This is a genomic window from Streptomyces sp. NPDC102467 (assembly GCF_044765445.1).
Classification (GTDB): Bacteria; Actinomycetota; Actinomycetes; order Streptomycetales; family Streptomycetaceae; genus Streptomyces.
Window position 1 is genome coordinate 67723 of the sequence record NZ_JBIWKA010000012.1, and the last position, 23773, is coordinate 91495.

At 71.3% G+C, this 23773-nt stretch carries 24 protein-coding genes; 13 read left to right on the forward strand and 11 right to left on the reverse strand.

Translation table 11 applies throughout. From position 1 onward, the window contains the following. Positions 1–437: 437 nt before the first annotated feature. Positions 438–719, reverse strand: coding sequence for a zinc-ribbon domain-containing protein (locus tag ACIREE_RS25135; protein ID WP_404156254.1), 282 nt, complete (start codon positions 717–719; stop codon positions 438–440). A 78-nt stretch (positions 720–797) separates the two neighbouring features. Next, on the reverse strand, positions 798–986 hold the full coding sequence (locus ACIREE_RS25140; RefSeq protein WP_404156257.1) for a hypothetical protein: 189 nt from the start codon (positions 984–986) through the stop codon (positions 798–800). Positions 987–1433: 447 nt separating this feature from the next. Here ACIREE_RS25140 and ACIREE_RS25145 point away from each other — a divergent pair, with 447 nt between their 5' ends. After that, positions 1434–1931: a peptidylprolyl isomerase gene (locus ACIREE_RS25145; RefSeq protein ID WP_404156260.1), complete on the forward strand. Its 498-nt coding sequence runs from the start codon at positions 1434–1436 to the stop codon at positions 1929–1931. A gap of 213 nt (positions 1932–2144) precedes the next feature. Continuing rightward, entirely contained in the window at positions 2145–3482 is a 1338-nt protein-coding gene (locus ACIREE_RS25150; protein WP_404156263.1) for a S28 family serine protease, read from the forward strand. 9 nt (positions 3483–3491) lie between these two features. On the opposite strand, the gene ACIREE_RS25155 is transcribed toward ACIREE_RS25150, so the two are convergent. Then, complete coding sequence (locus tag ACIREE_RS25155) at positions 3492–5672, reverse strand: FUSC family protein (RefSeq protein WP_404156929.1); 2181 nt, start codon at positions 5670–5672, stop codon at positions 3492–3494. A gap of 269 nt (positions 5673–5941) precedes the next feature. Between ACIREE_RS25155 and ACIREE_RS25160 the strand changes: the two genes are divergently transcribed. The 3 genes from ACIREE_RS25160 (at position 5942) to ACIREE_RS25170 (ending at position 8510) form a co-directional block, all read left to right on the forward strand. Then, positions 5942–6550, forward strand: a complete 609-nt coding sequence (locus ACIREE_RS25160; RefSeq protein ID WP_404156265.1) for a hypothetical protein — start codon at positions 5942–5944, stop codon at positions 6548–6550. 124 nt (positions 6551–6674) lie between these two features. Beyond that, positions 6675–7280, forward strand: coding sequence for a fibronectin type III domain-containing protein (locus tag ACIREE_RS25165; protein WP_404156268.1), 606 nt, complete (start codon positions 6675–6677; stop codon positions 7278–7280). Positions 7281–7382: 102 nt separating this feature from the next. Beyond that, a complete protein-coding gene (locus ACIREE_RS25170; RefSeq protein WP_404156271.1) occupies positions 7383–8510 on the forward strand; it encodes a glycoside hydrolase family 88 protein in 1128 nt (375 codons plus the stop codon). A 39-nt stretch (positions 8511–8549) separates the two neighbouring features. On the opposite strand, the gene ACIREE_RS25175 is transcribed toward ACIREE_RS25170, so the two are convergent. After that, entirely contained in the window at positions 8550–10175 is a 1626-nt protein-coding gene (locus tag ACIREE_RS25175; protein ID WP_404156273.1) for a penicillin-binding transpeptidase domain-containing protein, read from the reverse strand. Positions 10176–10376: 201 nt separating this feature from the next. Here ACIREE_RS25175 and ACIREE_RS25180 point away from each other — a divergent pair, with 201 nt between their 5' ends. Further along, positions 10377–11627, forward strand: a complete 1251-nt coding sequence (locus ACIREE_RS25180; protein ID WP_404156276.1) for an alpha/beta hydrolase family protein — start codon at positions 10377–10379, stop codon at positions 11625–11627. Positions 11628–11671: 44 nt separating this feature from the next. Here the strand turns inward: ACIREE_RS25180 and ACIREE_RS25185 are convergent, their stop codons facing one another. Both ACIREE_RS25185 and ACIREE_RS25190 read right to left on the reverse strand, forming a co-directional pair. After that, positions 11672–12547: an SGNH/GDSL hydrolase family protein gene (locus tag ACIREE_RS25185; protein WP_404156279.1), complete on the reverse strand. Its 876-nt coding sequence runs from the start codon at positions 12545–12547 to the stop codon at positions 11672–11674. 389 nt (positions 12548–12936) lie between these two features. Beyond that, entirely contained in the window at positions 12937–13098 is a 162-nt protein-coding gene (locus ACIREE_RS25190) for a hypothetical protein (protein ID WP_404156282.1), read from the reverse strand. A 209-nt stretch (positions 13099–13307) separates the two neighbouring features. On the opposite strand from ACIREE_RS25190, the gene ACIREE_RS25195 reads away from it, so the two are divergent. The 4 genes from ACIREE_RS25195 to ACIREE_RS25210 all read left to right on the forward strand — a co-directional run bounded on the left by ACIREE_RS25195 (position 13308) and on the right by ACIREE_RS25210 (position 16503). Then, entirely contained in the window at positions 13308–13712 is a 405-nt protein-coding gene (locus tag ACIREE_RS25195; protein ID WP_404156285.1) for a tautomerase family protein, read from the forward strand. 440 nt (positions 13713–14152) lie between these two features. Then, positions 14153–14314 carry a hypothetical protein gene (locus ACIREE_RS25200; protein ID WP_404156288.1) on the forward strand — a complete coding sequence of 54 codons (162 nt, stop codon included), beginning with the start codon at positions 14153–14155 and terminating at the stop codon, positions 14312–14314. 90 nt (positions 14315–14404) lie between these two features. Next, positions 14405–14887 (forward strand): GNAT family N-acetyltransferase, encoded by a 483-nt coding sequence (locus tag ACIREE_RS25205; protein WP_404156291.1) that lies wholly within the window; start codon positions 14405–14407, stop codon positions 14885–14887. A gap of 92 nt (positions 14888–14979) precedes the next feature. Beyond that, on the forward strand, positions 14980–16503 hold the full coding sequence (locus tag ACIREE_RS25210; RefSeq protein ID WP_404156295.1) for an MFS transporter: 1524 nt from the start codon (positions 14980–14982) through the stop codon (positions 16501–16503). On the opposite strand, the gene ACIREE_RS25215 is transcribed toward ACIREE_RS25210, so the two are convergent. The 5 genes from ACIREE_RS25215 to ACIREE_RS25235 form a co-directional block, all read right to left on the reverse strand. After that, positions 16487–17404 carry a PDR/VanB family oxidoreductase gene (locus tag ACIREE_RS25215; protein ID WP_404156297.1) on the reverse strand — a complete coding sequence of 306 codons (918 nt, stop codon included), beginning with the start codon at positions 17402–17404 and terminating at the stop codon, positions 16487–16489. The genes ACIREE_RS25210 and ACIREE_RS25215 overlap by 17 nt on opposite strands. Beyond that, positions 17401–17583, reverse strand: a complete 183-nt coding sequence (locus ACIREE_RS25220; RefSeq protein ID WP_404156300.1) for a hypothetical protein — start codon at positions 17581–17583, stop codon at positions 17401–17403. Before ACIREE_RS25220 ends, ACIREE_RS25215 begins: the two co-directional genes overlap by 4 nt. Then, entirely contained in the window at positions 17580–18602 is a 1023-nt protein-coding gene (locus ACIREE_RS25225; RefSeq protein WP_404156303.1) for a Rieske 2Fe-2S domain-containing protein, read from the reverse strand. The genes ACIREE_RS25220 and ACIREE_RS25225 overlap by 4 nt, the downstream gene beginning before the upstream one ends. A 94-nt stretch (positions 18603–18696) precedes the next feature. Then, on the reverse strand, positions 18697–19464 hold the full coding sequence (locus ACIREE_RS25230; RefSeq protein ID WP_404156306.1) for an IclR family transcriptional regulator: 768 nt from the start codon (positions 19462–19464) through the stop codon (positions 18697–18699). Between the two features lie 9 nt (positions 19465–19473). Further along, positions 19474–20286 carry an alpha/beta fold hydrolase gene (locus ACIREE_RS25235; protein WP_404156309.1) on the reverse strand — a complete coding sequence of 271 codons (813 nt, stop codon included), beginning with the start codon at positions 20284–20286 and terminating at the stop codon, positions 19474–19476. 134 nt (positions 20287–20420) lie between these two features. On the opposite strand from ACIREE_RS25235, the gene ACIREE_RS25240 reads away from it, so the two are divergent. The 3 genes from ACIREE_RS25240 to ACIREE_RS25250 all read left to right on the forward strand — a co-directional run bounded on the left by ACIREE_RS25240 (position 20421) and on the right by ACIREE_RS25250 (position 23715). Further along, positions 20421–21254, forward strand: coding sequence for a Cof-type HAD-IIB family hydrolase (locus ACIREE_RS25240; protein WP_404156312.1), 834 nt, complete (start codon positions 20421–20423; stop codon positions 21252–21254). A gap of 370 nt (positions 21255–21624) precedes the next feature. Continuing rightward, positions 21625–22779 (forward strand): S1 family peptidase, encoded by a 1155-nt coding sequence (locus tag ACIREE_RS25245; RefSeq protein ID WP_404156315.1) that lies wholly within the window; start codon positions 21625–21627, stop codon positions 22777–22779. A 168-nt stretch (positions 22780–22947) separates the two neighbouring features. After that, positions 22948–23715: an NPP1 family protein gene (locus ACIREE_RS25250; protein ID WP_404156318.1), complete on the forward strand. Its 768-nt coding sequence runs from the start codon at positions 22948–22950 to the stop codon at positions 23713–23715. Positions 23716–23773: the final 58 nt, after the last annotated feature.

Here is a 23773-nt window from a genome sequence, read left to right on the forward strand (position 1 = left end):
CCTGGCCGGATTGTGCTAGCGCGGGAACGATCCCCCTGGGTCAAGGAAATACGGAGTTCCGGGGCGCTGTTCACGGGTCCGCGCGCCCCGTACGACAGCCAGGATCTCCGTCCCCGACCGCCTCACCCCTCTGACGAACGAAAGATTTCAGCCATCGTCGGCCGGCTTGTGACGGCTGACTTCCTCGCAGCGGGACCCGTGGATCGCCGAGCCGTCACCGGGCGTCAGGGCGAAGCGAGGGGTATTCCGGCGAACTCCCCAAAGAAAGTTGGCATAAGGCATGCATGCCTCGGCGGATCCCGGGCACCAGCAGGGAGAGCAGCTCAAGCAGCCCACCCCCCCGGGCGCTCGAGCCTGTGGCCCCGCCGCCTCCTCTCCCCCCCTTGTGAGGCGTCGGGGCCTTCTCATGTCGTGGCGGCGTAGGCCCCGCCGGAGCTTCAGCCCTGGTGATGGTGGGGCTGCTGCGCGGCGCCACCCTGCGGTGCGGCGGGCTGCGCGAGCATCGCCTCGGCGTGCTCCTTGGGTACTTGGTGCTCGATGCCGCAGAACGTGCACTGCGTACGGAACTTCGTCGAGATCGGGAACAGCGGGACGAAGAACAGCGTGAACTTCGTGACGTACTTGCGCAGCGTGTGAGCTGAGGGGTTCCCGCAGTTGCCGCAGACGAATGTGAGTATCGCCAGCTGGAAGGCGTAGCCCCGCGTGCCGAAGATGATCATTCCTGGTCCCTCCCGGTCCATGGCCACCGCCGAGAGTCCGGGGCCAGGGCGCCATCGTAGGCAGCGCGCACATCGCCCTCACAAGCCGTATCGACGCGTCGAATGCTCCTCCTGTGCGAGGTGGCGCAGCGCCAGGAGCACCGGATCGAGGAGCACGGCCGCCGCCACGGCCGCCTCGGCCTTCGCGGTGTCGCCTTCGTACGCGTCGAGCTGGTCCATGTCGAGCCGTGCCGTCTCCTCCATGTGCCGCGCGAAGACAATGAGCATCTCGGGATCGAAGGGGTAGCCGATCCGGGCGACGGTCGCGACGGTGCTGATCAGCGCGCGGTAACTATCGTCGGCCGGGGCCTCCGGCGGCTGCGGCAGCGTGCCCGAGCACCTCCCGCACCGTGGCCACCGGCACCTTGCCGATCTGGATCAGCGCCGCCATGCAGATCAATCACTCGCGATGCCCATGATGCTCAGGGAGAGAAACTGCTCACCTACGCCGCTGCGCCCGGCAGGCTCCACCAGCTCTGGCGGGCCCGCCTCGACCGGTACGGACGCGCCCGCTGCGCGACGGAGTACAAGGCCCGGGACCGGCTCGCCGTCTGCCAGCACGCGGGCGTGAGGAACATGTCGCGTTGTGCAAGCGCCTGGTAACGGAACGTGCGGATTCGGCCGAGCAGCCGGGCCGAGTCGGCGATCCGGGGGCCGTGATGCAAGGATTGCGGCATGGCAATCAAGACCTACTTCGACATCACGATCAACGACGAGCCCGCCGGGCGGATCACGTTCAACCTCTTCGAGGACGTCGTCCCGAAGACCGCGGAGAACTTCCGCGCGCTGTGCACGGGCGAGCAGGGCTTCGGCTACGCCGGCTCGTCCTTCCACCGCGTCATCCCGCAGTTCATGCTGCAGGGCGGCGACTTCACCGCCGGTAACGGCACGGGCGGCAAGAGCATCTACGGCGACAAGTTCGCCGACGAGAACTTCACGCTCAAGCACACCAAGCCGGGCCTGCTCTCGATGGCCAACGCGGGCCCGAACACCAACGGCTCGCAGTTCTTCATCACGACCATCGTCACCGACTGGCTCGACGGCAAGCACGTCGTCTTCGGCGAGGTCGCGGACGAGACGAGCCTGGAGCTCGTGAAGAAGATCGAGTCCCTCGGCTCGCGCAGCGGTGCCACCTCGGCCAAGATCACGATCTCCGCGTCCGGCCAGCTCTGATCGATCCCGAACGCAGCCGGGGCCCCCGCCACAGAGGCGGGGGCCCCGGCTTTTGCCGTCACCGGGCTCCCGCGGGTCGGTCGGCCGGACAGTAACAGGACAGTAAGACGCGAACCCCAACTCCCCGGCAGGCGCCGCGGGCTAAGGTCTCGGGCACCGAACGGTGATCCACCTCACCGTTCCCCCTGATCCGCCCCGACCCGGGAGGCCTTCGTGCGTCTGCGCACCCTGCCCACGCTGCTGTTGTCCGCCGCCCTCACGGCAGGAGCCCTGGCCGTCACCGCGGCACCGGCGACCGCCTCGACCACTGCGTCCGCCTCGTCCGCGAACTTCGAGGACCAGCTGCGCGCGATACCCGGCGTCACCGTCACCGGCGTCACGGACAAGGAAGGCTTCCCGCTCGTCTCCCTGTCGATCACCCAGCCGATCGATCACGACAGGCCCCGGGCGGGCACCTTCCAGCAGCGGTTCACGCTCTGGCACAAGTCGACGGCGAAGCCGGTCGTCCTCTACACCGGCGGCTACGGACTGTCCTCGGCCACCCGCGAACCCACCACGATCCTCGACGCCAACCAGCTCAGCGTCGAGCACCGTTTCTTCGGTCCGTCCGTGCCGGCCGGCGCCACCCCGTGGCAGAAGATGACCGTCCAGCAGGAGGCCGCCGACGAACACGCCATCGTGCGGGCCGTCAGACCGCTGTACGAGAAGTCCTCGAAGTGGCTCGCCACCGGTGGCAGCAAGGGCGGCATGACCGCCACCTACCACTACCGCTTCTACCCCCAGGACTACGACGGCGTCGTCGCCTACGTCGCCCCGAACGACGCGAACAACAAGGACGACAGTACGTACGACCGCTTCTTCAAGACCGTCGGCACGAAGGAGTGCCGCGACGCGCTCGCCGCCGTCCAGCGCGAGATGCTCGTACGGCGGGACGCGCTCCTGCCCAAGTTCGAGAAGACCGCCGACGACGCCGGCTACACCTTCACGAACACGCTCGGCACCACCGACCGCGCCTACGAGTTCGCCGTCCTCGACCAGGTGTGGAACTTCTGGCAGTCCGGCACGATCGACAACTGTCCCACCGTGCCCGACGCGAAGACCGTCTCCGACGACGCCCTGTACCAGTGGTCGCTCGACCACGGCCTCTCCCTCTACGAGGATTCCACGCTCGGCGCCAACGGATCCGGCCCCTATTACCGGCAGGCCGCGGCCCAACTCGGCTGGGCCGACCTGGCGTTCAAGAACCTCAAGGGCGTGCGCCACTACCCGGACATCTACCAGCCGAACTCGGTGCTCCCCGCCGACATGCGCACCGGCTACGACGGCGCCGTCGTCAAGGGCGTCGACAAATGGGTGCGGACGGAGTCGCGGCGCATGCTGTTCGTGTACGGGCAGAACGACCCGTGGAGCGCCGAGCAGTTCACCCCCGGCAAGCGCGACTCGTACAAGTACGTGGTGCCCGCCTCCAACCACAACGCCCGGATCTCCGCGCTCCCGGCCGACGAGCGGGACGCGGCCACCGCGACCATCGAGCGGTGGGCCGGGCAGTAGCCGCGCGGCCTACTTGCGCGGCCCCACCGGTACGTCCAGCGGCCTGGCCAGACCCGTGATGCCCTCGTCGAGACGCTGCAGGTGACGCAGGACGCGGAACGTGACGGTGTTCGCGGCCGGAACACCCAGGCCGTCGGTCTCCAGCATGGCCGCGATGCTCGCGCCCGATTCGACGCTGCCCGTCGTGTCCGTCTCGGTCACGTGCGCGACGAGCACGTCGATGTTGTGGGCGATGCGGCGCGCGGCCCGGCCCAGGCGCGGATCGGCGCCGACCCGCTTGCTGTAGGGCACGAGTTCGGCGGTCGCCGCCAGCGACCGCGCGTGGTAGGCCGACGTCTCCAGGAGCGCCACCAGGTAGCGGGCGGTCTGGCGCCGCTCGCGCAGCGGCGTGATCGGATGGGTCAGCGGCTGGATGGACGCCCGCAGATCGTCGAGCGCCGTGTCCAGCTCCCGCGCCTTGTCGAGGAGGTCCATGGCCGGGCCGCCACTGAGCTGTTCCACCGCGCCCGCCACGACCTCTCCGAGCCGCTCCAGAACGGTGCCGAGCAGTTCGTCGGTACGGTGGTCGGTCCGCACCGGCAGCACCAGGATCGCCGCGAAGATGCCGCACGCCGCGCCCAGCGCCGTCTCCTCGATGCGCAGCACGAGCACGTCGACGCTGTAGGTGTTCAGGAGTGTGTACAGCAGGCCCAGCATCGCCGTCACGAAGAACGACATCAGCGCGTACGACAGGGGAGCGGTGAAGAACATCGCGAACACGCACAGCAGGACGAGCACGAACGCGAGCCAGGTGTGGTTGCCCACGGCCCCGGCCAGCGCCACACCCGCGACGACACCGAGCACCGTGCCCAGCAGCCGCCGGTAGCCCTTCACGACGATCTCACCCGTGGACGCCGTGTTCAGGAAGACGACCCAGCAGGTCAGCACCGCCCAGTACCAGCGCTGGGTGGACAGGAACTCGCCACCGACGATGGCGAGGGCCGAGCCGACGGCGACCTGAAAGGCAGCGCGTGTCGTGGGCCGCCGCAGACCGGTGGGCTCCGCCGCCTCCTCCTTCGCGGGCGCCTCCTTCTCCGCCGTTATGGACACGTCCTCCGCGTCGAACTCCTCGCGCGAACGCGTCGTGGCGGGGGAGTCGTCGGACTCGTCCTGCGGCCCGTCGAGGGCGAGCCTGAGACCCATGACGGCGCGGGCCGCCTCACCGATACCGCGGAACACGTCCTGTGCGGCGAGCGTCGCACCCGGCGGGATGGCCTCCTCGTCGCGGTAGCCGAGCAGCCGGTTGCGTACATGGGCGACGGCGGTGCCCCGGTTCGCGTCGGCGGGGCGCGCCACCATCAGGTGCAGAGCGCCCAGGTCGCGGCGGAGCGTGGCCGTCGCCTCGTCCTCACGGGGCAGCAGCGCGCCCGCCGCGGGCACCGGCGCGCCCGGCAGGTGCAGCGTCAGCGTGTCGGCGCGCTCGGCGCTGCGGGCGTTCAGGAGCAGCATGCCGAGGCGCTCGGCGGCGACCTCGGCGTCCGCGACACGGCGCTGGATCAGCGCGGCCGTGGCTTCGTCCCGGGTGCCGTCCTCCAGGCGGGCCTGAATCATCAGCGCCGTCTCGTGCAGCCGCGCCGTGTTCCGGCGCAGGTCGTCGAGGAGGCCGTCGAGCTCCTCGGGGGGAGCGTCGAGGAGCCGGGTCTGCGCGGTCACGAGCTGGGCGAGCCGCGCCCGGAACGCCTCGCGCAGCCGCCCGAGCACCCGCTGCGGTGTCTCCGGCACGAACAGGAAACGGGCCGCCGCGCTGCACGCGAAGGCGATCGCCAACGTACCGAAGAGGCGCGGCAGTTGATCCACCGTCGCGTTCACGAACAGGGACACGAAGTAGACCTGGAAACCGATGAGCCCGAGCGCCGTGCCCCGGTCGCCGAATCTGCGACAGTAGACCGCGCCGAAGATGAGCGCGATGAAGAACAGGTCGCCGGCGATCACCCGGCTGTGCAGCAGGGCGCCGAGCGCCATCGCCGTGAGCGCCACCGGCAGGCTGAACGCGAGGGTGACCGCCTGTCCGCGCACGGTCTTCTCGCGGATCGCGAACGTGCCGACCATCGCCGCCATCGCGCCCGCCACCATGTACGTGACGGGGGTCCCGAGCAGGCCGAGCACGGCGAGGGCCAGGCCGATCGCGGTGATGGTCCGCAGTCCGGCCATCAGCCGCAGCAGCCCCGGGTCGGACGCCACGAAGCGGTCCCACGTCCGGGTCGGGGTCGGCCGTCGTGCCACCTGGGTCACCTGCGTCGCTCCAAGATCGATTCGTCGTTCCTGCCCCCGAGCATACGAGGATGCGAACCAGGCCTTGACGTGAGCATGGCCTAGTCCTTTACTGCTCCTGCCGTGGTTCATATTGATACGCGGTGTTCACAGACCTGAATCGCGGCTCCATCGGGCCGAGTTGACCCCCCACAGGATGTGAGGCACACATGTCGATGAAGCGACGCGTCTACTTGACGACAGCGGCGACCGGGGCGCTGCTCATGGCGGCCCCCTACGCCCACGCCGAGGTCGAGCCCGGCGGCTGGACCTCCGATTCCCCGTCGTACACGACCCAGGAGCGCGGCTGCGGTGACGTCAACGGCCTGACGTTCATCCTCAGCTGCTCCGACGGCAGCGGCGAGCAGAGAGCCGATCGCCGGTACGCCACCTACACCGGCGGCACCCACCAGTTCGAGGGTTACTTCAAGATCAACAGAATGGGTGGCAGCCGCGTCAGCCTGAAGCAGACCTTCCGCGACACCAGTGGCGACCAGGGCCCGTTCTTCATGCTCGCCGCCGAACGCGGCGGCCGCCTCTACAGCGTCGAGGGCGGCGCCACCGTGGACTCCGGAGCGGCCACGGTCGGTGCGACCGTCCGGGTGAACACCGTCAACGAGGTCGGCAGGACCCACCGCACCTACATCAACGGCTCGCTGCGCAACACCGTCTCCAGCGCCTCGGGGAGCTACTACGACAAGTTCGGCGCCTACCGCACCAGCAGCGGCGCCGGGCCGATCTCGGTGACCTGGAGCAACGTCACGCTCTGGCACAAGTAGGCCGCCCGTGGTCCCGGCCCGCCGCCCGCACCTGTGGCTCCCACTCGTTCTGCTGTGCCTCATCTGCCCGACCGGCTGTGCCGGGCCCACCCACGGACGCGGGCCGGCGCGGGATGCGAGCGAGTTGACCGCCACCCGCGTCTCGCCCGTCGACACCGACCTGACCTGGCGGACCGGCGACAGCCGGGCGGCGGGCCAGGCCCTGGAGTTCGCCACCTCGCCCCACGGCCCGTACACCCTGCTCCAGTACCTGCCCCCGGACCGCACGACCTTCCACCACCGGGACCTGATCCCGCACACCACCTTCTACTACCGCCTGCGCCCCTACTACGGCCTCGCGTCCCGGCCCGTCGCCGTCGACCTGCCCCGCTACCGGCAGAGCGAGGACGACCGGCCCTGGGCCCGGCCCCGGACCACGGGCCGCCCGGACCCGGACCCGGCTGCCACCGGCACGGCCGCGGCCGCGCCCGACCAGGTCAAGGCCGCCGTCCGCGCCGCCGACGGCATCGAGTTCCACTGGTCCGACCGCTCCACCGACGAACAGGGCTTCCTCCTGGAGGACCGCCCGCGCGGCGCCGGCGCCTGGCGCGTCGTCGCCGTTGTCGGCCCGGACATCGACACCGTTGGCCTGACCACGCTGCCCGACGAGCGGCACGCGCGATACCGCATCCGGGCGTTCCGCCACGGACCGAGCTCCGATGTCGTCCACCGGACGACTGGAACAGGCTGAACCGCACCCGGCTCGTACTTGCACCCGCACCCGTACCTGCTCCCGAACCCGCACCTGTACCTGCTTCCGAACCCGTACCCGCACCCGAGAGAAGGCCCCCACATGCGCAGACGCCACTTCCTCGCCGGCGGCGCCGCCCTCACGGCGACGGCCGCGCTCGCCCCCCTCGCTCACGCCGCCCCGCGCCCTGCCGCGCTGCCGCCCCGCGCCGCGATCGTCGCGGTCCTGCGCCGCGTCGCCGACCACTGGATCGGCGCCCACACCGACCCGGGCGACAACCTCTGGGCCAACGCCACCTTCTTCAGCGGCCTGCTCGCCCTGCGTCGCCTGACCGGTGACGCCCGCTACCTCGCCTACGCGCGGAACTGGGCGGAGCAGCACGACTACGCCCTCAACGGCGGCGAGACCACCCGTCACGCCGACAACCAGTGCGCGGCCCAGGCCTACCTCGACCTGTACGAGGCCGAGCCCGAAGCGGCCAAGCTCACCGCCCTCGAGGCCAATCTGCACCGCATGACCTTCACCGACCAGCCCGACAAGAACGACGACTGGTGGTGGGACGACGCCCTGCACATGGCGATGCCGCCGTTCGCCCGCCTCGGCGCCCTGCGCGGCGATCCCGCGTACGCGCAGAAGCTGCACCGCCTCTACGCCCATGCCAAGCACACCGAGGGCGGCCCCGGCCTCTACGACGACACGACCGGCCTCTGGTACCGCGACAAACGCTTTCTGCCCGGCGGCATCGTCGCCCCCTCCGGCAAGCCGGTCCTGTGGTCGCGCGGCAACGGCTGGGTCGCGGGCGGCCACGCCAAAACCCTGAAGGCGCTGGCGGGCTCACATCCGGACGTCCCCGAATACCGCGCCACGCTCACCCGCCTGGTCAACGCGGTGGCCGCCGTCCAGCGCCCCGACGGCTTCTGGAACGTGAACCTCGCCGACCCCGCGCACCTTCCCGGACCCGAGACGAGCGGCACCAGTTTCTTCCTGTACGGCACCGCGTACGCGATCCGCGCCGGGCTCGTCGGCCGGGCGGCGCTGCTGCCCGTCGCGGCGCGTGCCTGGCACGGCCTCGTCGGCACGGCTGTGCACCCCGACGGGTTCCTCGGCTACGTCCAGAAGGTCGGGGACCGGCCCGAGTCCAGCCAGCCGATCACGTACGACAGCACGGCCGACTTCGGCGTGGGCGGTTTCCTCCTGGCCGGCACGGAGCTCGCCGCGCTGACCGGGTGACGTAACGGAAAGCGGGTGGGGGCCGGGGCCGTCGGCCGGTCACCGTCCCCCGTCCGCCGCCTTCAGAACGGCCGCCACGAGCGGGCCCGACGACTCCCCGCCCCGGCCGCCGCGCAGCATCACGGCGGACGCGGCGAGGTCACCGTGCCAGGCCGCGAACCAGCCGTTGGGTTCCTTCTGCCCCACGACCTCCGCCGAACCGGTCTTCGCCCCGATGTCCCCGCTCAGCCCCACCATGGAACCCGCCGCCGAGCCCGATGCGGCGGTCGTGTGCAGCAGGTCCCGCAACTGCGCGTGCGCGGCGGGGGCCAGGTCCCGCCGCGCCGACGCGAGCGTGCGGTGGTCGACGGACGGCGCGACGAGGTACGGCTGCCTGAACTGCCCGGTCCTGGCCGTCGAGACGACCGAAGCCATGGTCAGCGGGTTCATCCGGACCGCGCCCTGACCGATCATCGAGGCCGCCTTCGACGCGGCGTGCTCGACCGGCACGGCCCCGGCGAACGCGGCGACGCCGACCGACCAGTGCGCGCCGATGCCGAAGACGTCCCGGGCCTGCCGGGACAAGTCCTCGTCGGCCAGCTTGCCCGCCTGCGTGATGAAAGCGGTGTTGCAGGACGCCGCGAAGTCGGCGCGGAAGGTGCCGCCGGGAATGTCGAAGTCGTCGACGTTGTGGAACTGCCAGCCGCCGTACGAGGCGGTCTTCGGGCACGGGTGCGGCTTGTCCGGGTCGGCCAGCTTCTTCTCCAGAAGCAGCGACCCGGTGATCATCTTCATCGTCGAGCCGGGCGCGAGCCGCCCCTCCAAGGCCGTGTCCGGGCCGCCCGCACGGGAGTTGGCGACCGCGAGGATCTCCCCGGTCGACGGCTTGAGCACCACGATCGAGGCGTCGGTGCGCCGGGCGACCTCCCGCTCGGCCGCCTTCTGCACCCGCGCGTCGAGCGTGGTCCGCAGCCGCCCGGGCGCACCCTCCGGCACGGACAGCAACGCCGTGCCGTTCGGCGGCTCCGCGTCCGCGCCGGCCGCGGCCCGCGGCACGAGGCGCAGCTCGACGCCCGGTCTGCCGCCCGCCGCCTTCCCGTAGGTCCGCCGCAGTCCGTCCACGACGGAGCCGAGCGAGGGGAGCGCCCGGCTGTCCAGCGCCTGCCCGGCCCGGTCGACGGCGAGAAGCGGCGCGGCTGAGGCCCGCCGCACCATCAGCCGCTTCCCCTGCCCGAGCCCCGGGTGCAGCACCCGGGGCTCCCAGCGCACCACGGGTTTCCCGTCCCCGGCCCGGCGCACCACCGTGAGCGCGGAGTGGTACGTCAGGGGCGCGCGGGCACCTTCGTAAGCGAATTCGGCCCGCACCGAGAACGGCACCCGCGGCCCGGCAGGCGCGTCCGGCCGCAGTTCCCGTGCCGTGAGGTGGGCGCGCTCCTTGTAGTCGCGCAGTGCGGCGCCGGCCACCCGCGCGTCGTCCGTGCGGTCCGCGGCGGCGCCGGTGTCGCCGTCCGTCCACGCGCCGAGGAAGCCGTTCGCCGCCGAGCGGACCTCCGACGCCGACAGCGGTCCGGTCCGCGGGGCCTCCTCGCCGCCGAAGGCGGACCAGGCGCCGATCCCGGCACCGGCGAGCCCGAGCGAGACCGCGCCCGCGATCCAGACGTGCCGTCTCCTGCGCTCGCCGCCCACGGGGCCTCCGCCCTGCCGCTGGTTCGTCCCGACGCCTCACAGTAGGGCGGGCAGCGGCCCGGCTCCCTGTCGGAGTGCGCCGTTCAGGGGCTGTCCCCGTCCTTGTCGGGGCCCGTGGACGTCGTCTGGGGGATGCCCCCCAGACGCCGTGGCGGGCCTGCCGGATGGTGCGGCCCACCCCCTCCCGGCCAGGCTTGGGCCATGGACGATCACGAGATCACCGCACCCGGCAGGCCCTCCCGACGCTCCGTACTCGCCGTGGGCTCCGCCCTGTTGGCGCTCACCGCGACACCCGCCGCGGCCGCCACCACGCGAACCCCCTCTGCGGACCGCGTACGGCTGCGGCTGCCTGCCCCGACGGGCCCCTTCTCCGTAGGGACGAGGGCGCTGCACCTGGTGGACCGCTCCCGCCGCGACCCCTGGACGGCAGGCCCCGTACGGGAGTTGATGGTGGATGTGCGCTACCCGGCCCGCTCAGTGACCGGGTATCGCCGCGCCGCTCAGATGACGGCGCGGGAAGCGGCGGGCTTCGACGGGCTCAACAACTTCGAGGGGCTGCCCGCGGGCCGCGTCGACTGGGCCGCCACGCGCACCTTCGCCCACGCCCGCGCGCCGCTGGACCGCGGCGCACCGCACCCGGTGGTCCTGTACTCGCCCGGCGTCCTCGACCCGCGCACGCTGGGCACCACCCTGACCGACGAACTCGCCTCGTGGGGCTACGTGGTGATCGCGATCGACCATCCCTACGACGTGTCGGCCGTCGAGTTCCCGGACGGACGCGTGGTCACGAGCCGGCTGCCACAGGAGTTCACCGCGGCGCAGCAGGAAGGGAGCGCGGCGGTGACCGCGCTCCTGAAGAAGACCTCCGCGGTCCGCTTCGGCGACCTTCGCTTCGTCGTCGACACCGTGACGCGGGCCTTCGGCGACGGGCGCCTCGACCGGGCGCCGATCGGCGCGTTCGGCCAGTCCGCGGGCGGTTTCGCCGCCGTCCAGGCACTCCACGACGACCGGCGGATCACCGCCGCGGCCGACCTCGACGGCGTCCTCGCCTACGTCCAGGACGACCACGACGAGGGTCACTTCTCCACCGTGTCGGCCCAGGGCACGGACCGGCCGGTGCTGCTGATGGGCAGCGACGGCAACGACCGCACCAACGTGCCGTCCTGGCGTGAACTGTGGCGGCACAGCACCGGTTGGCGCCGCGACCTGACCCTCAAGGGCTCGCAGCACGCGACATACACCGACGCGGCGACGCTGCTCCCGCAGATCGCCGGCCGCCTCGGGCTGCCCGCCGAGACGCTGACCGGCTGGGTCGGCACGGTCCCCACGGCCCGCGCGGTCGCGGCTCAACGGGCTTACCTGACCGCCTTCTTCGACCGCCACCTCCGAGGCCGGGACGGCGGTCTCCTCGACGGCCCCTCGGCCCGATTCCCCGAAGTCGGCTTCGTCTAGGCGCTGTTGGGGCCGTACTCGCAGAGGGGGCTGTGGGGGCGCCGTCAGCCCAGACCGAGCGCGTCGATCGTGAGGTCCGCCATCGCCGACTCACCGAGCGCGTTCGGGTGCACCGGCACGAAGTTCGTGCCGAACAGCGCCGGCTCCACCCAGCGCACCCCGCTCGCCTGGCACGCGTCGTGCCCCTCGGACGCCCGGGACAGATCGACGTATGTCGCCCCGGTCTCCGCCGCGGCCCGCTGTACCGCACGGTTGAGGTGGGTCTGGATGTCGCGCACGTACGGTACGTCGCCGGACGCGATCGGCATCTTCAGGAAGCAACCCGTCTGCGCCTTGGCCGGCATGATCCACGGGTAGCCGAGGATCGCGACGCGGGCCTGCGGCGCCTTGCTCCTGGTCGCCTCCAGGGCCGCCTTCACCGCCGGGTACGTCTTGGTGTCGATCTCGTCGGCGAACTTGCTCCCGTACAGGGATGAACACGGATGTCCCTGCCCGGCCGAGGCGATCCCGGCCGTCGCGCAGGACAGGATCGTGTTGATGAAGGTGCTGTTGTCGTTGCCCCCGATCGTCATGGTCACCAGGCGGGTGTCCGTGCCGAGCGCGTCCAGTTGCGGGGCCACGCCGGGGTACTGCGACCCGGCGAAGTCCTTCGTCTGGGCTCCGCCGCAGGTCACGTCCTTCAGGACGGCGCCGGTGCGCTTGGCAACGACGTGCGGGTAGTTGGCGGTGGAGCGGGCACACAGCAGGCTCGCGCTGGAATCGAGGGGGAGCACCCCGGAAGCGGCGCTGTAGCTGTCGCCCAGCGCGACATAGGGGAGAGGCTGCGGTGCGGCCTGTGCCGGGACGCCGAGCCCGAGGGCCGCCGCCCCCGTCGCCACGGCTACCGCCGCGAGGCGCTTCCAGAACGCGCGAATCGCCATCTGTTGCTCCTTCGAAACCCGCTCGGCCCATGGCCAAGTTCCGTGTGAGACAGGGGTGTTCAGCGCTGATAGTTGAAGCTACCGACGAGTTCGAATATGAGTCAATAGGCGTGCACGGGGTGGTGGCCTGCGGTCATGACCTGGGGAGGCCGAGGGGCCGGGGCGTCTGACGCGCGGGCGCCGGAGCCTCGCGACGCGCGCGAGAGGGAGCGAACTAGGGCATTTCGGCAACAGCGACATCCGCCACGGTCGCGCCCGGTGCCGTGTCTCATGGTGGCGAGGAGCGCCGCGTTCCGCGGCGGGGCGTGGCCGCGGAGCTCACCCCCGCGCGCCGGGCCGGTGCGGCAGGCGCTGCGTGACGGTGTGGGGGGGGACTGGGGGGGCTCTGCTCAGCTCGCCTGCGGGGCGTCGTGTGCGCGGCCGAAGTCGAGCACATCCTCCGCGGTGCGCTCGGCGTGCTGCGCCGCTTCGCGTACGTCAGCGAGGACGTCGCCGTGCTCGTCGACGAGACGGTCGTAAATGGGCGCCGGGGCGGTGGACGGTGCGGGCACGGTGCGAGGCTCCTGGTCTTTGTGGCGTGGGGGCCACCTGGGGGTTCGGGACAAAGGGGGACCCTACGCGTCGCCGACGCGCCGGGGCCAGCCGGGGTGGCACGAAATTGTACCTACTAGTATGTACGGAGTGTTCGAGCGCTGTTCGCAGATCGCAGATCGCAGATCGCTGTTCGCTGTTCGCTGTTCGCCGTCAAAGGAGTACGCCCATGCCCCTGGTCAGGATCGACGCCCTGAACGCCGACAGCGATCGGCTCCACGCGCTGGGGCGCGCCGTGCACGACGCGCTCGCGGACACCATTGGATCGCCGCCGGACGACCTCTTTCAGATACTCGCCCGGCACGACGGCGACCGCAGTGTCCTGCGCTACGGCCAGTACCTCGGCGTACGGCGCGACGACGACGTGGTGTTCATCGGGATCACCCTGCGCGCGGGCCGCACGCCGGATACGAAAAGGGCGCTGTACCGACGGATCGCCGAGCTCGCTCACGAGTACGCCGGTACGGAGCCTCGCAACATCCTCATCACTCTCACCGAGAACGCGTCGATCGACTGGTCGTTCGGCCATGGGCTGGCGCAGTATCAGCTCGGCGACGGCCGCGCCGAGTTGTAGCACCGCGGAGCCCGGTGACGCGGAGATATGACGAGGTACGCGGTGTCGAGCGGTGCATCGCCGAGGGGCCGCTGGCTGGAACCCGCGGCGGAGGGAGGGGACTTGGTGGCCCGCGCCGCCCGTGCCCTCATCGACGGGTCGGCGAAGGGGCGAGGTGGCATGTCGAGGACGGGGTTCCACGGGAGAGTCTTCGCTACCGGGGCGAGCGCATCGGCATGGGGATGTGGTCCGTACCCGCACCGGAGTTGCGGGCGAGCAGGCAGACATCCTGGCGGCGCCCGCGCCCTGGGCCGCTTCGGGCCAATGGTGTACAACCCCCGGACACCCATCCGCGTTCCCGCTACATAAGAAAGGTAGAAGCGGGGGCCCCGCGGTGGACAGGGGAGGGCCGTCAAATGGTCACAGTCAGCGTCACGTTGATACTAGCGATCATCGCCTTCATGCTGCTGCGTCGCCCGGTCGGCCCGAGAAAGCGGGGCGACACGGCTCTCGTGATGGCGATCATGCTGGTGCTCGGTGTGCTCATCGCTCCCAGCGCGTTCGGGCAGGCCATCAGCAACGGGGTCAACCAGATCGCGACCACCATCTCCGGGTGGGGGTAGTGGGGAGTCGAGAACGGAGTGCGCCCGACACTCTCGCGCTGCCGACCTTCGCCGACGGCCGGTCCACGGCCCCGTGCCAGACTCGGGCGCATGAAGATCAGAGATGCCCGGGACGGTGACTGGGAACGGGTCTGGCCGTTCTGGCAGCGGATCGTCCGGGCCGGCGAGACGTACACCTGGGACCCGGACACCACCGAGCCCGAGGCCCGAGCGCTGTGGACGGGGCCGGGCCGACGGGTGTTCGTCGTGACGGACGACGCCGGGGCGATCGTCGCCACGGCGTACGTCAAGGCCAACTACGGCGGCCCGGCGGCGGCCGTCGCCAACGCCGGGTTCATGGTGGACCCCGCGCGGGCCGGTCACGGGTACGGCCGCGCCCTGGCCGAGCACGTGCTGGCCGAGGCCGGGGCGGACGGCTACCGCGCCATGGTCTTCAACGCGGTCGTGGAGACCAATCCGGCCGTACGTCTGTGGACTTCGCTCGGCTTCACGATTCTCGGCACGGTGCCGGACGCCTACGACCACCCGCGCCACGGCCGGGTCGGGCTGCACATCATGCACCGGGCGCTGTAGGGCGGTTCCACCGGGGACGCCCCGTCGGGTTAGGGTTACCTAACTCGCGGGGTGTCCCGGTGTTTCCCGCGCCTGTCCATGAAGGAGCCCGCATGACGGCGACGCCCGCCGCCGAGCAGCCGCCCGCCCTGCCCCGCGACCCGCGCCGCTGGCTGATCCTCGGCGTGATCTGCCTCGCGCAACTCGTCGTCATCCTCGACAACACGATCCTGAACGTGGCCGTCCCCACCCTCACCGACGATCTCGGTGCGACCACGGCGGACATCCAGTGGATCATCAACGCGTACGTCCTCGTGCAGGCCGGCCTCCTGCTCACCGCGGGCGCCGCCGCCGACCGCTACGGCCGCAAGCGGCTGCTCCTTGCCGGCCTCGCGCTCTTCGGCGCCGGATCTCTCGCGGCCGGACTCGCCCAGAGTGCCGGCCAGTTGACCGCCGCCCGCGCGGGCATGGGCATCGGCGGCGCCCTGCTGCTGACCACCACACTGGCCGTCGCCATGCAGGTCTTCGACGAGGACGAACGGGTCCGCGCCATCGGCATCTGGGCCGCGGTCAACGCCCTCGGCTTCGCCGCGGGGCCGCTCGTCGGCGGTGTTCTCCTCGACCACTTCTGGTGGGGCGCTCTCTTCCTCGTCAACCTGCCCGTGGTCGTCCTCGGTCTGTGCGCCGTCGCCGTCCTCGTGCCGGAGAGCAGGGCCGGGCAGAGCCACCGCCCCGACCTGCTCGGCGCCCTGCTGTCGACGGTCGCCATGGCCGCGCTCGTGTACGCCGTCGTCGCGGGGCCCGATCACGGCTGGACCTCGCGCCACGTCATCACGGGCGTCGGCCTCGGCGGCTGCGCGCTGGCCGCCTTCGTCGGCTGGGAGCGCCGCTTCCCGCACCCGATGCTGGACATGAGTTTCTTCCGCGACCGGACCTTCACCGGGGCCGTGTTCGGGGCGCTGCTCATCACGTTCGGCAGCGGCGGCGCCCTGTTCCTGCTGACGCAGCAGCTCCAGTTCGTGCTCGGCTACGGCCCGTTGGAGGCGGGGCTGCGCACCGCGCCGTTCGCCCTGACCGTCGTCCTGCTCAACTTCACCGGCCTGTCGGCCCGGTTCACCGCCCGGCTCGGGATCCCGGGCTCCGTGGCCCTCGGCATGACGCTGCTGGCCTGCGGGCTGGCCGCGGTCGCCGTCGCCGGGCACGTCGTGGACGGATACGGCGGGCTGCTCGCCGGTCTCGTCCTGATGGGCGTGGGCTGCGCGCTCGCCAACCCCGCGATGGCCGTCGCCGTCCTCGGCGCCATCCCGCGCGAGAAGGCGGGCGCCGGCGCGGGCATCGAGGGCACGGTCACCGAGTTCGGCAGCGGCCTGGGCGTCGCCGTCCTCGGCGCCGTACTCAGCGCCCGCTTCTCCGCGCTCGCCCCGGTGGCCGCGGCCTCGCTCCCCGCCGCCCTGGCCGCGGCGGACTCGGCCGCCGAACGCCACACGGTGACACGGGCGTTCGGCTCGGCCCTCGAAACAGGGCAACTCGTGGGCGCGGCAGCTGTGTTGACCGGTGGGCTCGTCGCGGCGACGCTGTTGCGCCGGGCCGAGCGGGGGAGCGCGCCCGTGTCCGTCGCCCTCACAGATCCAGCGTGATCCTGGCCCCCTTCGCCCGGGACACGCACACCATCAACGTGTCGTTGCAGGCCCTTTCCCGCGGACTCAGCACGCTGTCGCGGTGTTCGACCTCGCCCGCCAGCACGTCGGTCTCACAGGTGCCGCAGGTGCCTTCGGTGCAGGAGTAGAGGACCTCGATCCCGGCGTCCCGCAACGTGGCGAGGATCGTCCGGTCGGCCGGCACCGTCACCGTGCGCCCCGACCGGGCCAGTTCGACCTCGAAGGGCGTGTCCCCGCCGGTGTCGGTCACCGTCGGAGTGAACCGCTCGGTGCGCAGCGCCTCGGGCGGCACCAGCGCCTCGACCGCGGTCAGGAGCGACTCGGGGCCGCAGGCGTAGACGAGTTCACCGGGGCGCAGCCCGGCGAGCTGGGACGCCAGATCGAGAGGCCCCTCGCACAGATGGAGCCGATCGGCCGGGTGCCGGGCGGTCAACTCCTCGGCGAACGCCATGGAACCGCGGGACCGGCCACCGTAGAAAAGGGACCACTCCGTGGCCGCCGCCAGCATCGGCACGATCGGGGTGATGCCGATACCGCCCGCGACGAACCGGTACGCGGGCGCGGGTTCGAGCCGGAAGTGATTGCGCGGGCCGCGCACCGACACACTGCTGCCAAGGCGCAGTGCGTCGTGCACGTGGGCCGAGCCGCCCCGGCCGCCGGGCTCCCGCAGCACGGCGATCCGCCAGGAGCGCTCGTCACCCCCGCACAGCGAGTACTGCCGTTCCCCACCCTCGCTCAGGAGCAGATCGACGTGCGCGCCCGGCTCCCAGCCGGGCAGGGGCGCGCCGTCCGGGCGGCGCAGGATCAGGGAGACGACGCCGACGGCTTCCTGGCGACGTTCGGCGACGACGAGGTCGAGCGTGTCGAGCGGATCGGTCACGAGGCGCGGCCCTCTTCCGTGGCGGGGTGATGGTTCGTGCCGGGGTGATCGGGGTGGGCGAGCATCCACTCCCACATCTCGACCGGGTCCTGGCCTGAGTGCAGCGCGCCGCAATGGCAGCGGCCACTGAGCACGTCGGTGCCGGGCAGCCACTCGACGCGGAAGACCTGGCCGCTCATCCGGCGGCCAGTTTTCCGAGGATGCGGCGGGCCGCGAGACCACCGGTGTCGATGTTGATGCTGAGCTCCTGATACCCGGCGGGTTCGGTGTCCAGGGTGCGCTGCAGCAGATTGAGCGCGTTCACGTCCTGCATGACCACCGTGTGGTTGAAGTCCCGCAGGAACGTGGTGACTTCCTCGTCCTCCACCGCGAAGTTCCGTGAGACCGCCCAGAAGTCGTAGACCTTGCCGGGCGCCGACGGCGTGATGGCGTATGTGATCTCCGTACGGAACACCGGGGCGTCGGCGCCCGCCGGGCTGATGCGGCTGTGCAGCAGATACAGGCAGGGCGCGTGGTACTCGATGTCCTGGAGGCGCTGGATCCGCCCCTCGATCCCCGTGGAACGGGCGTAGAACGGCGGGCACTCGGCGTCGAGCATGTGCCGCGAGACCCGGACGATCCCCGCCGCCTCGTCGACCTCCGTCGTGATGGGTGTCTCGGCGACCTCGGGCGTACCGATGTAGCCGCCGTGCAGATACGTCTCGTGCGACAGGTCCATCAGGTTGTCGACGAGGAGCATGTAGTCGGCGTCGATCGGTTCCATGCCCTGCACGGTGACCCAGCCGTCCTCGGCCAGATGCGGCGCCCGCGGAATCGCGCTGACGTCGGCCGCCGCCGGATCGCCGAGCCACACCCACACCATCGCGTCGACTTCCGCCACGGGGTACGAACTCACCCGCGCCGTACGCGGAACACGTTTCTGCCCCGGTACGTATACGCACGTACCGGTCGTGTCATACGTGAAGCCGTGATAGCCGCACACCACCCGGTCGCCGTCGAGTCCGCTCGCCGACAGCGGGAACCTGCGGTGCACGCACCGGTCGGCGAGGGCGACCGGCTCACCCGCCTCCGTGCGGTACAGGGCGATCGGCTCGCCGAGCACGGTACGGCCGAGCAGTTCACGGCCGACCTCCGATCCCCAGGCCGCGACATACCACTGGTCGCGGGCGAAGGCCGAGTGACCCGAGTGTGCGGTCATGGCAGGCGTCCTCCTGTCACCGCGCGCGGCACCGTCGCCGCGCGTCGCCCACCAGAGTCATGACCGGGGTCACAACGCCACAACGGGACTTCCGTCAGGCGGAAGCCGGGGGCCGCGGCGAGACGGGTTGCCAGCCCAGGGCCCGCGAGATGCCGCGTCCGGCCAGCTGGACCGCCGGAATCAGGGCAGGTGTCCGCGCCCCGGTGACCGGGACGACGACGGAGACCGCCGCGACGACGTCACCGCGTGGCCCGCGCACGGGCGCCGCCACGGACAGTGCGTCGTCGGTGATCTGACGGTCGCTCACCGCGACACCGCAGCGCCGAACGTCGGCCAGGATCCGTCGCAGCCGCTGCGGATCGGTGACCGTGTACGGAGTGAACGCCGCCAACTCGTCGGCGGAGTAACGCTCTTGAAGCTCCAGGCCGCCGTGGGCGAGCAGTACCAGGCCCACGCCCGTGGCGTGCAGCGGCCAGCGCGCGCCCACCCGCGAGTGCACGCCGACTGCCGAACGGCCCGACAGGCGCTCGATGTAGACGACCTCTACGCCGTCGCGCACGGCGAGATGTACGTTCTCGTGCGTCGCCTCGTAGAGGTCCTCCAGGAACGGCAGTGCGGCCTGTCGCAGGCCGAGGCCCCGGGGCGCGAGCGCGGCGATCTCCCACAGCCGCAGCCCCACGTGGTAACGGCCGGCGTCGTCCCGTTCGAGGGCGCCCCACCCGGCCAGCGCGCCGACGAGCCGGTGCGCGGTGGGCAGCGGCAGACCGGCCCGGTGGGCGAGCTCGGTGAGCGTGAGCGCCGGATGGGCCTGGTCGAAAGCGCCGAGAACGTCGAGGAGGCGGTCGGCCGCGGAGCGGTTCACGCAGCTGCCCTACGGGGTCGGGCAGTGGGTGCGCAGGAAGTCCAGCAGCACGCTGTTGAACTGCTCGGGCCGCTCGGCGCCCGGCAGGTGTCCGGCCCGCTCGATGACGGCGAGGGTCGCGCCGGGGACGAGCCGGGCGATCGACTCGGCCTCGGCGACCGGCGTGTAGACGTCGTCGGCGCCGACCACGACCAGCGCGGGCACCCGGGCCGCCGCGAGACTGTCCCGGTAGTCGGGCCGCTCGGCCCGCCCGCGCAGCGCGGCGGCCGCGCCCCGCGGATCGGTGGCGCGCATCATGCCCAGGACGCGCCCGGCGACCTCCGGCAACGCCGTCACGTTGTAGGCGGCGAGCATCTTGCCGATGACCTCGTCGGCGTACCCGCCCATGCCCTCGGCGAGCAGCCGGTCGGCGAGCCGGTTGCGCAGTACCTTGCCCTCGGCCGTCTCGGCGGGCGCCGAGGTGTCGGACAGGACGAGCGCGCGGGTCCGCCGCGGGTGGCGCAGATGGAACTCCATGGCGATCTGCCCGCCCATGGAGACACCGCCGACCACCGCACGCTCGACTCCGAGGTGGTCGAGAAGGGCGGCGGCGTCGTCCGCGAACCGGGACAGCGGCACGCTGCCGGGCGTGACATCGCTCGCGCCGTAGCCCCGCAGATCCGGCGTGAGTACCCGGTATCCGGCCGCCGCCAGCGCCTCGGCCTGCGGCCGCCACAGGGTCCGGTCGAACGGGTGCCCGTGCACCAGGACGACCACGACCCCCTCCGACGGCCCGAGGTCGTCGTACCGCAAGGTGGCGCCGGCCACCGTGAGCTGGTCCATCGAGCACTCCTGACGTGGTCGTTCGTCCACCGCGTGGCCGGTCACGGCACGGTAGGCCGCACCCGCCGGACGATCAAGAGGATGACGCCCGATCCATTAGCCTGATGAGCCCCGTACTGAGGAACGAAACGATCGTGAACACGCACCACCGGCCCGACATCCGCCTCGTCGTCACCGACATGGACGGCACCCTCCTGGACGCCGACGGACGCGTCCCCGACTCCCTGTGGCCACTCCTCGCCGAGCTGAACCGCCGCGGCATCGTCTTCTGCCCCGCCAGCGGCCGCCAGTACGCCACCCTCGCCGACCAGTTCGCCGCCGTGGACGACGGCGGCATGGTGTACATCGCGGAGAACGGCACCTATGTCGTCCGCGGCGGCGCCGAACTCAGCTCCGACCCGCTCGACCCCGCCGTCGCCTCCTGGCTCGTCAAGGCGGTGCGCGGACTCGTGGACGACGGGGTGGACGCGGGGGCCGTCGTCTGCGGCAAACGGTCCGCGTACGTGGAGCGGTCGGACGAGGCGTTCATGACGGAGGTGCGCAAGTACTACCACCGCCATCAGATCGTCGAGGACGCCTCCGCCGTCGACGACGACGTGATCAAGGTCGCCCTCTTCGACTTCGGCCGCGCCGAGGAGACCACGGCCCCGGCACTGACCTCCCTCGTCGACTCCCACCAGGTCGTGGTCTCCAGCGAACACTGGGTCGACGTCATGAGCCCCGATGCCAACAAGGGTGTGGCCGTACGCCGCCTGCAGCGCGAGCTCGGCATCACCGCGGCCCAGACCATGGTGTTCGGCGACTACCTCAACGACCTGCAGATGCTGGACGCCGCCGACTGGTCGTACGCCATGGCAGACGCCCACCCGGAGGTGCGCCGCCGCGCCCGCCACCAGGCTCCCTCGAACACCGAGGACGGGGTCGTGCGCACGATCCGCCGAGTCCTGGAACTGCCGCCCGGGGAATGACCGGGGCGGGCCGCGCGGTACGGGGTCCGCCGGGCAGAGCGGATGTGAAACACGGCACGGAGCGAACTCTGGCTGCCCCCGCACTTGTCAACACCGGTGAACAAGACACCGCCCGATCGCGTCGCGTACCGGACAGAACTCCCAACTCGCGTGTTTCGTAGCGCAGTTGGCTCTCCAGCGAACCGGACCCATGGGTTCGACAATGCCCGGATCGCACTACGTCATTGGCATGGACCTGTTCATGATCCATCGCTAGGCTCCCCACCGACACGACACGGGAGCGCTCCCAGCTCTGCTGTTCCACCCGGGTTCCAACCATGTGCCACCCACGTTCCACCCCCACCACACGGGAACAACGAAGGGCCGACCCATGCGACGTACCAGACCCATCCGTGCCGTCCTGTCCGCGCTGTTGGTGACCGGAGCCTGCGCGACCGCGGGATTCCTCCCGGCCCAGGCCGCCGGTGCGGACACCCCGCGGACCGAGCGCGCCGCCGCGTCCGAGGGCGTACTCACCGCGATGCAGCGCGACTTCGGCCTCACCGCGCCCGAGGCGAAGGCGCGGCTGGCCGCCGAGAAGCAGGCGACCGTCACCGAGAAGAAGGCCCGGAAGGCCGCCGGATCCTCCTACGCCGGTTCCTGGTTCACCCCGAAGAGCCAGGAGCTGACCGTCGCCGTGGCCGACCGCGCCAAGGCCGCGGACGTACGGGCCACCGGAGCGACCGTCCGGCTCGTCAGCCGCACCGCCGCGCAGCTCGACGCCACCAGGAAGCGCATCGACGCGCTCGACGCCCCGACCGGCGTGAGCAGTTGGAACGTCGACTGGAAGACCAACCGCGTGGTCGTCGAGGTGCAGAGCGCCCGGCAGACTGACAACGATGTCAAGGCCTTCCTCGCCGACGCGCGCAAGGCGGGCCCTGTGACGGTGCGGTCGACGCGGCACACGCCCACCACCCTCGCCGCGGGCACGGTCGGCGGTGACCCGTACTACACCGGCAACGTCCGCTGCTCCATAGGCTTCTCCGTCCAGGGCGGATTCGTCACGGCCGGCCACTGCGGCGGCGCGGGGCAGGCGGTGAACGGCTGGGACAACACGTACGTCGGGAACTTCCAGGGTTCGTCGTTCCCGGACAACGACTACGCGTGGGTCAACGTCGGCAGCGGCTGGTGGACGGTCCCGGTGGTGCTGGGCTGGGGCACGGTCTCCGACCAGCTCGTGCGCGGCTCCGCCGAGGCCCCGATCGGCGCTTCCATCTGCCGCTCGGGTTCCACCTCGCACTGGCACTGCGGCACCGTCCTCGCCAAGAACGAGACCGTCAACTACAGCCAGGGCGCCGTGCATCAGATGACCAAGACGAACGTGTGCGCCGAACCCGGCGACTCGGGCGGCTCGTTCATCAGCGGCGACCAGGCGCAGGGCACCACCTCGGGCGGCTGGGGCAACTGCACCAGCGGCGGCGAGACCTGGTACCAGCCCATCAACGAGATCCTGAGCCGCTACGGCCTGACCCTGACCAAGGCCTGACCCTGACCGAGGCCTGACCCTGACCACGGCCTGATCCAGGCCGGTCGGGCGCTGTTCGGTCACCCGTCAATTCGCCTGTGATTCACGTGCGTTGCATGCGTGAGTCTCTTGCCGCTGTCGGGGGCATGACAGAAATGTCATGCCCCCACAGTGACGCAGGAGACCACAGTGAATCCAAGCAGAGTCATCCGCAGAGCCTCCCTTGCCGCCGCAGGCGCCGTCGCCCTCGTGGTCGGCTTCGCGGGCCCCGCCCTCGCCGCCCCGCCCGGGGCCCTGCCCGCCAACGCCGACGCGACGGAGCAGACGTACCAGCCCGCGTTCGACTACGACACCGACGGCTGCTACCCGACCCCCGCGATCGGACCGGACGGGACGGTCAACGGCGGTCTCAATCCGAGCGGCGCGCTCAACGGCCAGTGCCGCGACGCATCGGACCTGGACAACACCAACGGCTACGCCCGCTCCAAGTGCAACAACGGCTGGTGCGCCGTCATGTACGGCCTGTACTTCGAGAAGGACCAGGCGGTGGCAGGCAGCGGGCTCGGCGGCCACCGCAACGACTGGGAGCACGTCGTCGTCTGGGTGCACGACGGCCAGGCCGCGTACGTCGCCACCTCCGCCCACGGGGCCTTCAAGATCTACCCCCGCGACCAGATCCGCTGGGACGGCACTCACCCCAAGGTCGTGTACCACAAGGACGGCATCGGCACCCACTGCTTCCGTCCGGCGAACTCCCATGACGAGCCGCCGGAGAACCACCGCGGTACGTGGCAGTTCCCGACCCTGGTCGGCTGGAACGGCTATCCGGCCGGTCTGCGCGACAAGTTGAGTGCGTACGACTTCGGCAGCGCCACCTTCGGCCTGAAGGACGGCAACTTCGCCGGCCATCTCGCCGCCGCGCTTCCGTCCGGCGTTCCCTTCGACGTCAACGCGTGAACGCGGCTGTCTCGACAGTAAGTTACTGAACCGTAACCTCCTGGGTGCTACCGGCAGT

Excerpts from the sequence above, each read along its gene's own strand:
- ACIREE_RS25135 (WP_404156254.1), bottom strand. The coding sequence starts at position 719 with ATGATCATCTTCGGCACGCGGGGCTACGCCTTCCAGCTGGCGATACTC.
- ACIREE_RS25140 (WP_404156257.1), bottom strand. The coding sequence starts at position 986 with ATGCTCATTGTCTTCGCGCGGCACATGGAGGAGACGGCACGGCTCGAC.
- ACIREE_RS25145 (WP_404156260.1), top strand. The coding sequence starts at position 1,434 with ATGGCAATCAAGACCTACTTCGACATCACGATCAACGACGAGCCCGCC.
- ACIREE_RS25155 (WP_404156929.1), bottom strand. The coding sequence starts at position 5,672 with ATGGCCGGACTGCGGACCATCACCGCGATCGGCCTGGCCCTCGCCGTG.
- ACIREE_RS25160 (WP_404156265.1), top strand. The coding sequence starts at position 5,942 with ATGTCGATGAAGCGACGCGTCTACTTGACGACAGCGGCGACCGGGGCG.
- ACIREE_RS25170 (WP_404156271.1), top strand. The coding sequence starts at position 7,383 with ATGCGCAGACGCCACTTCCTCGCCGGCGGCGCCGCCCTCACGGCGACG.
- ACIREE_RS25180 (WP_404156276.1), top strand. The coding sequence starts at position 10,377 with ATGGACGATCACGAGATCACCGCACCCGGCAGGCCCTCCCGACGCTCC.
- ACIREE_RS25185 (WP_404156279.1), bottom strand. The coding sequence starts at position 12,547 with ATGGCGATTCGCGCGTTCTGGAAGCGCCTCGCGGCGGTAGCCGTGGCG.
- ACIREE_RS25195 (WP_404156285.1), top strand. The coding sequence starts at position 13,308 with ATGCCCCTGGTCAGGATCGACGCCCTGAACGCCGACAGCGATCGGCTC.
- ACIREE_RS25200 (WP_404156288.1), top strand. The coding sequence starts at position 14,153 with ATGCTGCTGCGTCGCCCGGTCGGCCCGAGAAAGCGGGGCGACACGGCT.
- ACIREE_RS25205 (WP_404156291.1), top strand. The coding sequence starts at position 14,405 with ATGAAGATCAGAGATGCCCGGGACGGTGACTGGGAACGGGTCTGGCCG.
- ACIREE_RS25210 (WP_404156295.1), top strand. The coding sequence starts at position 14,980 with ATGACGGCGACGCCCGCCGCCGAGCAGCCGCCCGCCCTGCCCCGCGAC.
- ACIREE_RS25220 (WP_404156300.1), bottom strand. The coding sequence starts at position 17,583 with ATGAGCGGCCAGGTCTTCCGCGTCGAGTGGCTGCCCGGCACCGACGTG.
- ACIREE_RS25225 (WP_404156303.1), bottom strand. The coding sequence starts at position 18,602 with ATGACCGCACACTCGGGTCACTCGGCCTTCGCCCGCGACCAGTGGTAT.
- ACIREE_RS25235 (WP_404156309.1), bottom strand. The coding sequence starts at position 20,286 with ATGGACCAGCTCACGGTGGCCGGCGCCACCTTGCGGTACGACGACCTC.
- ACIREE_RS25245 (WP_404156315.1), top strand. The coding sequence starts at position 21,625 with ATGCGACGTACCAGACCCATCCGTGCCGTCCTGTCCGCGCTGTTGGTG.